We start from the raw sequence: 9,069 nt of genomic DNA on the forward strand, positions 1-9,069 counted from the left end.
ATTACTCTTTCACGGCGCCGATCGTCAAGCCTTGAATAAAGTACCGTTGGAAAAACGGATAAGCAAAAATAATCGGTCCCGTTGCAAGAACAACCATCGCCATTCGCGACGTATCCTGCGGCAGTGACTGCAGCAAGCCTACGCCAATCGAAGGATTGCTTGTATTCTGCAGCAAGAACTGCATACTGTTCTCGATGCGCATCAGCATGGATTGCAATGGCACGAGATTAGGCGTGTCAATATAGAGCAGCGCATTAAACCAATCGTTCCAGTACCCCAGCGTACTGAATAAGCCGATAGTCGCCAGTCCCGGAAGCGAAAGTGGCAGCACTAATTTGACGAAAATCCCGAATTCTCCGGCCCCGTCGATTTTCCCGGATTCAATAATCGCGTCAGGAACGGACGTGCTGAAGAAAGTTCGCATGATCATTATATAGAACGCATTGCCCGCCAGCGGTAAAATCAATGCCCAAAGCGAATCTTTAAGTCCCATTAATTGCGTGACAACAATATATGTCGGTACGAGTCCACCGTTAAACAGCATCGTGAAAAAAGCGAAAAATCCGAAAAAATTGCGGAATTTAAAACTTTTGCGTGAAATCGCATAGGCAAATGTCGCCGTCAAAAGCAAGCTTACTATCGTTCCAACTACTGTTACTAGAATGGTTACACCATAAGAAAGAAGCAGCTGATCCCCGGCTTTAAAGAGATATCTGTAGGCTTCCAAACTCCACTTCTCTGGAAAAATCCGATAACCGTTGCTGCTTAGCGACTTCTCATCCGTAAATGAGATGATCGTCACAAATAGGAATGGAAACACACAAGCAAATGCAAAGATCCCTGCGACGAGGTTAAACAATATATTCAAAACAGGCGGCAATCTATGAAAATCACGACTCTTCATCGGTTTGGCAATCATTTGAACGTCCTCCTTTCCAAAGGCCTATTAGAACAGGGCATTATCTTTATCAAATTTTCTAACCACGTAGTTCGACGTCATGACAAGAATGAAGCCAATAACAGATTGATACAGACCTGCAGCCGTACTCATCCCGATTTCCCCGGTTGATTTGAGCCCGCGGTATACATAGGTGTCAATAACGTTCGTTACCGAGTACAGTGTTCCCGAATCTCTCGGCACTTGCAAGAATAAACCGAAGTCGGCATAGAAGATACGTCCGATCGCGAGCAATGTCAGAATCGTCATCAGCGGTTTCAACATCGGGAAGGTGATGTGCTTTATTTGCTGCCACTTGCTTGCACCGTCAATCATCGCAGCTTCATAGAGCGACTTGTCAATTCCCATAATGGCTGCCAAATAAACAACACTGCTGTAGCCTACGGACTTCCAGAGGTAAACAAAAATGATTATAAGAGGCCAGTAAGTCTTGTCGTTATACCACCGGATCGGATCGACTCCGAACGATGAGAGAATATGATTAAGCATCCCTTTATCGAAGCTAAGGAAACTGAACACGAAGTAACCTACAATTACCCAAGATAAGAAGTAAGGCAAGAACATCCCCGTTTGGTACAACTTCGCCAGCTTCTTATTGGCAATTTCCGATAAAATAATAGCTAACCCTACGGAAAGAACCAGCCCTGCTACAATAAATACGATATTGTATAGCAGTGTATTGCGCGTAATGATATATGCGTCATTCGTACTAAATAGAAATTTGAAATTTTGCAGGCCAACCCATTTGCTTTCCACAATACTTGCCCAAAAGCCGTCGCGGCTATAGCGATATTGCTTAAACGCAATTACCATACCGGCCATGGGTAAATAAGAGAAGAACAGGAACCAAAGCGTCGCTGGCAATGCCATGAGCAGCAGCACTTTACTTTGTTTAACATCTTTTAAGAATGCTCCTATTCTTGTCATACAATCACCTCTTATGATCAGATTAGAAAAAGATCAGGCGAATGTTCACCATTCGCCTCATCCCAAACCATTTTATTTCTTGTTCGCTGCTTTCCAAGCATCGATCTGACTTTGTGCTTCAGCCATGATTTTATCCAATCCAGCCGCTTTGAATTTCTCATTCGCCAGTGGAATGAATTTCTCAGGATCAACCGTTCCTGTCATCAATGTTGCCCAGAATTCTTCTTTCACGTTTTGAACCGCGGCAATTTCCGCCGTCACTTTCGTAGGATCGAAGTTGAAACCAAGAAGCGGTGAAGGTATGCCTGTATCGTTAAACTTCTTGAACTCTTCCCATTTGTTTTCAGGGTCTTTTTGGTCTTTATACGTAAGCAGAACGTTGCCTAGTGAGAATGTCGGCATGTCGTAGTTTTTGGAATCAGGCAAGTTTTCCATTTTGTCCTCGCCTACTTTTTTGTAGTGAACGCCTTCAATGCCGGAATCAACCATATTACGAAGTACCGGATCCGTGTTCAACAAGTTCAGGAACTCCATCGCTTTTTCCGGATACTTGGAATTGGCCGAGATAGCCTGCATGGACCCCATAACCGACCAGTTGTAAATCATTGCAGGGCTAGCTTGCTTGGATACAACCGGGTAGCCGTAGCTTGCCGACCATAGGTTGTCCGCGAACGGTTGGTTCGTTGCTTTATCCATGAACCATTTCCCTGTAACTTGTACATCATTCAGCGAGCTAAGCGTAGCAGCTTCCGTAGGAATGTAGCCTGCTTTGTAGTAATTGTTCATCGTTTTAAGAGATTGTTTCATTTCCGGAGTATCCAGAATGTTTACTACTTTGTAATCTGTGTTGTCGATCTTCACAGCCATCGGCATTTTTTCAATGACATAGTCATAAGGAACATATGGCATAAAAGATTTGTCTACAGCAAGCGGATATACATTCGGTTCTTTTTCTTTGATCGTTTTGAGCAGCGGCTCCACGCTTTCGAGTGTGTTTACTTTATCCAGGCTCAAATTGTATTTGTCGACCAAGTTTTTGTTGAAGCGCCATACATCTTGCGCTGGTAACTCTTTATTTGCCGGCACACCATAGTTATGCCCGTCCACTTTGGAACCGCTTAAGAAGGCTGGGTCCAATGCTTTTACGATGCCTTGTCCATTTTTTTGGAGAAGTTCGTCAATCGACGTGAAGGCTCCTTTACGTGCATTTTGTACATAATCGAATGCCCACGAAGAGGTGAACATGATATCCATAGGTGTTCCCGAAGCGGTCATTACTTGCATTTTTTGCGCATAATCGCCCCAATCGAGCATGTTCATTTTAACAGTTACACCAATTTTTTCAGCTGTGTACTTACTAACTTCCGTCATAACGCGATCGACATCTTTTTGCGGTGTTCCAATGGTGTACCAAATTAACTCAACCGGTTTATTTGGAGTTCCCGTCGTTTTCGTATCGCTGGCATCTTTGCTGCCGCACGCACTAAGCGTCATAGAAACTGCAAGGGTTAGTCCAAGTGTAGTAGCTAAGCGTTTCTTGATCTTACTCATTGTGTATCCTCCCTGTGAAGTGCTCTATTGTGTAAGCCCTAGGGGCTATATTTACAGTAACTCATGAAAGCATTTACAAATAGACGATAAATTAAATGATCCATGTAAAAATCAAAGAAAAAACAAAGAGGACTGACCTCCAGTTTTCCCTAGAGCAGTCCTCGATAATCGGTCGGGGATATCCCCACATACTTTTTAAACTGTTTATAAAAATAGCCCACTTCCCAATATCCCACATCTTTGGCAATGACAAGGACTTTGGAATTTGTCGTCTTCAGCAATTCTTTCGCTTTCTCGATCCGGTAGCGGTTGATATATTCCGTGAACGACTCATTGATCTCTTTGTGGAACAGCTGTCCCAAATAGACCGGATGAATATTGTAATGGGCCCCCAACATCTTGAGCGACAGCTCTTCCGCGTACGATTGTTGGATATATTTCAAAACTTGCTGCACGATTGGGCTGCGAACGTCTGAAATCAGAAGACTAACGGTTGTTTCAGCCATCTCCAATATCGCTTTTTCCAGATCCTCCAGCGTATCAGCGCTCCTAATTTGTTGAAAAGCATGATTGTATACGTCCGGCTCCTCCGTATGTCGGATCGCTTTCAACTCCATTTTGAAATGAATCACCATTTCGAGAGCAATATCCTGAAAATCTTGGGGCGTTATTCCAGGCATTGACTGAATCCGCTTCAAATCGCTCTGAATGAGCTGGCAAAGATTCGCTTGATCTTTGGCTACGATCAGCTTGGCATAAGCGGGCCAATCAATCATGGAGAAATTCGCCTTAGGATTCCCTTCACGAATCGCAATGTCATGATAATCGATCAGTTGAAGCTCAGGATATATCCAAAAATATTCCTGCGCCTTTTTAGCCGCCGCGTAACTTTGCCCCGCTTGCTCAGGAAGATGCTCCACGCTGCCTATCGTGATCCGGAGCCGGCGTTCTGGCATCCAGGCTTGAAGTTGTTGAAGCAGGCCGGTTAGCTCTTGTCGGCCTCGATCGGCATCATCCATAGCAGCAAGCAGAACGATATCTCCGTCCAAATCGAAGAACGAGGTCATCCAGTCGTAGGATTCTACCCGAGAAGATATGGCATCAAAAGCTTCCGAAGCATCCGAATCCGTCCTTAGAACAGCGGCTGCCATATAGGCGCAATCCAGGTTGATGCCTAGCAGTTCTGCACGTTCATAGAACTCCAGCGGCGCGATCTGATGCGTTAACCAACGATGCAGCGTATTGTCCTTTAAAATTTGCTTGCTGTAAGCTTGCACCAATCGAGTCTCTTTGAAGGTGTTCAGCTTCTCAACCGTATTGTGGAGAGTCGCCTTCAGTTCCTTAATATTGATGGGCTTCAATAAATAATTTTCGATGCCGAGCATCATGCCTTCTTTTAAATAAGAAAACTCATCGAAACCACTGAGCACGATGAACAATAAACCCGGATGAACCATTCTGGCTTCACGAATCAAATCCAGACCGTTCATCACGGGCATGGATATGTCTGTTAACAGGATATCGACCGATGTTTCCTTTAAAGCATCCAACGCCTTCTGTCCGTTGCTCGCATGTCCTACAATTTCAAGCCCTGCCTCTGCCCAATCGATAATGTCATACAAGCCTTCGATGATGAATGGCTCGTCATCCACAATAAACACCCTAAACATGATATACTTCCTTCCCCTCGTCCATAGGCAGCCATATGTCTACCGTTGTGCCTTTCCCTGGCTCACTTCGCAAGCCTAAGCCGTACTTGCTGCCGTAGAGAAGCTTAAGGCGCTGATTGATGCTGCGCAGGCCGAAAGACTCCCCTTCCTTCTCCTCCGTTTTCAGGAAGGTCTCCAGCTCACTCAGTCGCTCAGGCGTAATGCCGTTGCCATTGTCCTCCACTTGGACATGAATGAACTCCTCCACCTGTGTCACCCGGATATGAAGCTCGTTATCGTTGCTGTCGCTGCGCAAACCATGGACGATGTAATTCTCGATAACAGGCTGCAGCGACATTTTCATGACACGGAAAGAAGCTAACTTCCGATCCACTTCGATTGAATAGGTAAAGTTATCTTTATATCGAATCTGGAACAGTTCCAAATATAGCCGGCATGCTTCAAGCTCATCCTTCAGTGTGTATATTTTCTTCTGCTGAACAAAACTTCGGAATAGCATCGATAAGCTGTAAATCATTTCGCCGACGTCATGCGCGCCTTGGGTAATCGCCCGCATGCGTATTACTTCCAATGTATTATACAGAAAGTGAGGATTGACCCGAGCCTGCAAAGCCGAGAGTTCTGTATGTTTTTGCTTAATATCTGCCTTATACACACGATCAATGTATTGGTTTAGTTCATCGATCATCTCATTAAAGCTGCGTGAAATTTGACCTAGCTCGTCCTCTCGGTTATCCGGTATGCGCGCGCTCAGATCACCTTGTCTAACCTTACGCGTGAACCGAATAATCTGATTGGTCCGTCTAGCCACGTTCAGTACAAGCAAGGATGGAAGCAGAATCGTGAAAAAAATACATATTGCGCTAATCGTAAAAATCGTAGTCCCAATTCGCCGCGACGACGTTGCTAGCTCCGCTTTAGGCATCATGCCGACAACGATAAAATCTCCTTTGCTTTGCGTTAGCTTCGTCACATAGGCCGTTTGATTCACAACGCTGTTCTCGTAGAGTGAACCTATCTGATCCATGTAAGGATAGGGCCTGCCGTAGAATTGATCGGAGGAGTCGAACACGACCCCTCCATCCGGGGTTACAACGAGAATGGTGCCTTTCAGTTCTTCCTTCTCATTCGATAACACTTTCCAGATCCCATCCGAACTGAAGAAAACTATCTGTTGACCTATATTTTTCAGCGTTTGCTTATCATTGATCGGTGTTCGTACGGCGTATAAATGGTTATCCCATTGCTCCGCTGCTTCGCGAAGCCATATATTTGGCAAGGAAACGCTCTTACTGTCCAGCGCCATCGCTTCAGGAATGTAAGAATGCGTTGCATTCGCCTGGACCATGCGCAGTTGGCGATTGCGGCCCAACACATACAGCACCTGCTGATCTACACTGTACAGCATCAGATTCTGGATATCCGAATCATCTTCCACATGATTTTTGAAATACTGCAATCCGTCATTCCACGTGCTGGTTCCGCCCAAGTTATACTTGTACTGCTCAAGACTGTGCTGTACGTATTCTTGGAAAGGATGCTGCAGCATAAAGGTTACGCCTGCAGCCAGCGAGCTATCCCGATATAGCCCGAATAAAATGGATTGTGAAGCCTCATATTTCTCCCCTAAATAAGTGTTTACGTTCGTCATAGCTTTCTTTTGTATATCCAGCTCTCTATTGATGGCGGCTTGCGACATCGAATGATATATGAAATAAGAAAAAGAAATAATCGTGATAACCGTAATCAGAGAGAACAGGAGCAGCAGCCTCATAAACAAGTTTTTTTTCAAATAAGTTAAATAAACTTTCACGAACCCCATTGGGCAATCATCTCCTGATTTAATCCGGTTCATTATAACATGCCGGAAACGGCATATGAAATTGCAGCGGCAGCCGTGATGTCACAGGAACAAAGTGGAAAGACATCGTCGTCATATAGGAAAAGGCTGCCGGATTCAACTATCGGCAGCCCATTTAGCTTTTATCGATCATTGCAAGTTAAGTTACCAACCATTGTTCTCATCCGAATCCGAAAATAGCTCTTGGAGGACTCTCTTTCTATTTTCAAGAAACCGTCTAGTAATCATGTAATGCAGCGTATCCTCATAGTTAATTTCCTTAATAGGTTGGTCATCAAAGTTAAAAATCTGTGCATCGGGATAACCCAGAAGGATTGGAGAGTGCGTTGCAATAATGAACTGAGCTTCCTTTTCTAAATCTTTAATAACCCGCATTAATGCCAATTGTCTCGCTGGGGATAACGCCGCCTCAGGCTCGTCGAGAAGATAAATCGCCTTTTTTCCAAACCGATGTTTAAAAAGAGAAAGAAACGCTTCGCCATGTGATTGCTCGTGTAAAGAACGGCCGCCATAATACTTCAGGCTTTCGGGTATCGTATCCAAATGCGATGCAAAGTGATAAAACGTTTCAGCTCTTAGGAAGAAGCCATTCGTAATCTTAGGCAGCCAAGAGAGACGAATATGATCTCCTAGAATGGAATGCGAAGCATCCACATCATAATAATTGTTCTTCCCTCCACCTGCCGTATTAAATCCACTTTGATGAGCAATGGCTTCAAGAAGTGTTGATTTGCCCGAACCATTCTCCCCGACAAGAAAAGTCACATTTGTCCGAAAAGAAAGTGATCTTAAGCTATTTACAGCAGGTATGGAAAAAGGATACGCTTTCGGATCTGTTGTTTCATTCCTCAGAATCTCAAGGCTTCGCAAGTACATCAATGTTCAACTCCATACTAAACTTTCATAGACCTAATCCATATTGCTATTCTAATATAACCTTTTTCTCATGCATTTCTAATGAATTATTTGCATATCTTGGCATAGAAAGGGGGCGAGAACGACAATTCATAACCAGGCTGTACAATACGACAACTTAACTCAACGCGATATTACGGAAATCATCCAAGCGTGCATTGAGCAGAAAAAATGGCATGCAGCCATAAAACTAATCGAGCTTCTTCAAAATATGGATCAAAATAATAAAAATTCTGTGTTATTAGAGATTAGATTCGCGCCTTAACTTAACATCAATAGAATAACCTGTTGATCTTGAAAAGCAAAAGGAGCTGCCGTGGCAGCTCCTTTACTTTTTTACTTGCTTGCATGAAGCGGAAGACGGGATTCGAACCCGCGACCCTCGCCTTGGCAAGGCGATGCTCTACCCCTGAGCCACTTCCGCGTGTGATGTGCGTATGGGTACTTAAACCCTACAGTCGCATGATGGTGAGTCATGTAGGATTCGAACCTACGACACCCTGATTAAAAGTCAGGTGCTCTACCAACTGAGCTAATGACTCTTATAAGAATTCTGGCATTTTTGGCAGGGGCAGCAGGAATTGAACCCACACCAAAGGTTTTGGAGACCTTTGTTCTACCTTTAAACTATGCCCCTAGATCAACGGATACCGATAAAAGATGGTGGCTCGGGACGGAATCGAACCGCCGACACGAGGATTTTCAGTCCTCTGCTCTACCGACTGAGCTACCGAGCCTTATTTAAAGTAGCGGTGCAAGCAAAACACCACATTAAGAAGTTGGTTGCGGGGGCAGGATTTGAACCTGCGGCCTTCGGGTTATGAGCCCGACGAGCTACCGGGCTGCTCCACCCCGCGTCGTTGAATTATTGAAAATGGAGGCTGACGGGATCGAACCGCCGACCCTCTGCTTGTAAGGCAGATGCTCTCCCAGCTGAGCTAAGCCTCCACAGGATAAAGAAGTAATATGTGGATGAAACCTATATCTAAAGAGCAGGTGAAGAAGGGGATTAAACCCTAAAGAACATTTATGATGACGTCTGCATGATTGCCTGTCCCACTTCTTCAACCGCTCGAATATTTGTGAAAATGGCTCCCCGAACAGGACTCGAACCTGTGACAACTCGATTAACAGTCGAGTGCTCTACCAACTGAGCTATCAGGGAATATGGTGGAGCCAAGCGGGAT

Annotated in this window: 6 protein-coding genes and 7 tRNA genes; all 13 read right to left on the minus strand. The window is 44.6% G+C overall.

The annotated features are described in order from the left end of the window. Position 1 precedes the first annotated feature (1 nt). The 13 genes from J2Z65_RS23295 to J2Z65_RS23355 all read right to left on the minus strand — a co-directional run bounded on the left by J2Z65_RS23295 (position 2) and on the right by J2Z65_RS23355 (position 9,047). Positions 2 to 919: a carbohydrate ABC transporter permease gene (locus tag J2Z65_RS23295; protein WP_167052375.1), complete on the minus strand. Its 918-nt coding sequence runs from the start codon at positions 917 to 919 to the stop codon at positions 2 to 4. A 27-nt stretch (positions 920 to 946) separates the two neighbouring features. Continuing rightward, positions 947 to 1,885, minus strand: a complete 939-nt coding sequence (locus J2Z65_RS23300; RefSeq protein WP_167052373.1) for an ABC transporter permease — start codon at positions 1,883 to 1,885, stop codon at positions 947 to 949. A 72-nt stretch (positions 1,886 to 1,957) separates the two neighbouring features. Next, on the minus strand, positions 1,958 to 3,436 hold the full coding sequence (locus J2Z65_RS23305) for an ABC transporter substrate-binding protein (protein ID WP_167052371.1): 1,479 nt from the start codon (positions 3,434 to 3,436) through the stop codon (positions 1,958 to 1,960). 149 nt (positions 3,437 to 3,585) lie between these two features. After that, entirely contained in the window at positions 3,586 to 5,106 is a 1,521-nt protein-coding gene (locus J2Z65_RS23310) for a response regulator transcription factor (RefSeq protein WP_167052369.1), read from the minus strand. Beyond that, on the minus strand, positions 5,099 to 6,928 hold the full coding sequence (locus J2Z65_RS23315) for a sensor histidine kinase (protein ID WP_167052368.1): 1,830 nt from the start codon (positions 6,926 to 6,928) through the stop codon (positions 5,099 to 5,101). Before J2Z65_RS23315 ends, J2Z65_RS23310 begins: the two co-directional genes overlap by 8 nt. 183 nt (positions 6,929 to 7,111) lie before the next feature. Further along, positions 7,112 to 7,843: an AAA family ATPase gene (locus tag J2Z65_RS23320; protein ID WP_167052365.1), complete on the minus strand. Its 732-nt coding sequence runs from the start codon at positions 7,841 to 7,843 to the stop codon at positions 7,112 to 7,114. 391 nt (positions 7,844 to 8,234) lie between these two features. Then, positions 8,235 to 8,306: transfer RNA gene (locus J2Z65_RS23325), tRNA-Gly, on the minus strand. Between the two features lie 42 nt (positions 8,307 to 8,348). Then, positions 8,349 to 8,424, minus strand: a tRNA-Lys gene (locus tag J2Z65_RS23330). Positions 8,425 to 8,445: 21 nt separating this feature from the next. Beyond that, a tRNA-Trp gene (locus J2Z65_RS23335) sits at positions 8,446 to 8,519 on the minus strand. 24 nt (positions 8,520 to 8,543) lie between these two features. Next, a tRNA-Phe gene (locus tag J2Z65_RS23340) sits at positions 8,544 to 8,619 on the minus strand. A 43-nt stretch (positions 8,620 to 8,662) separates the two neighbouring features. Next, a tRNA-Met gene (locus tag J2Z65_RS23345) sits at positions 8,663 to 8,739 on the minus strand. Positions 8,740 to 8,757: 18 nt separating this feature from the next. Further along, positions 8,758 to 8,830, minus strand: a tRNA-Val gene (locus tag J2Z65_RS23350). Positions 8,831 to 8,971: 141 nt separating this feature from the next. After that, a tRNA-Asn gene (locus J2Z65_RS23355) sits at positions 8,972 to 9,047 on the minus strand. Between the last annotated feature and the right edge of the window lie 22 nt (positions 9,048 to 9,069).

The organism is Paenibacillus aceris (genome assembly GCF_017874035.1).
In the GTDB taxonomy this organism is placed as follows: domain Bacteria; phylum Bacillota; class Bacilli; order Paenibacillales; family NBRC-103111; genus Paenibacillus_E; species Paenibacillus_E aceris.

Coding starts and splice junctions, on each gene's coding strand:
- J2Z65_RS23295 (WP_167052375.1), bottom strand. CDS start 919: ATGATTGCCAAACCGATGAAGAGTCGTGATTTTCATAGATTGCCGCCT.
- J2Z65_RS23300 (WP_167052373.1), bottom strand. CDS start 1,885: ATGACAAGAATAGGAGCATTCTTAAAAGATGTTAAACAAAGTAAAGTG.
- J2Z65_RS23305 (WP_167052371.1), bottom strand. CDS start 3,436: ATGAGTAAGATCAAGAAACGCTTAGCTACTACACTTGGACTAACCCTT.
- J2Z65_RS23310 (WP_167052369.1), bottom strand. CDS start 5,106: ATGTTTAGGGTGTTTATTGTGGATGACGAGCCATTCATCATCGAAGGC.
- J2Z65_RS23315 (WP_167052368.1), bottom strand. CDS start 6,928: ATGGGGTTCGTGAAAGTTTATTTAACTTATTTGAAAAAAAACTTGTTT.
- J2Z65_RS23320 (WP_167052365.1), bottom strand. CDS start 7,843: ATGTACTTGCGAAGCCTTGAGATTCTGAGGAATGAAACAACAGATCCG.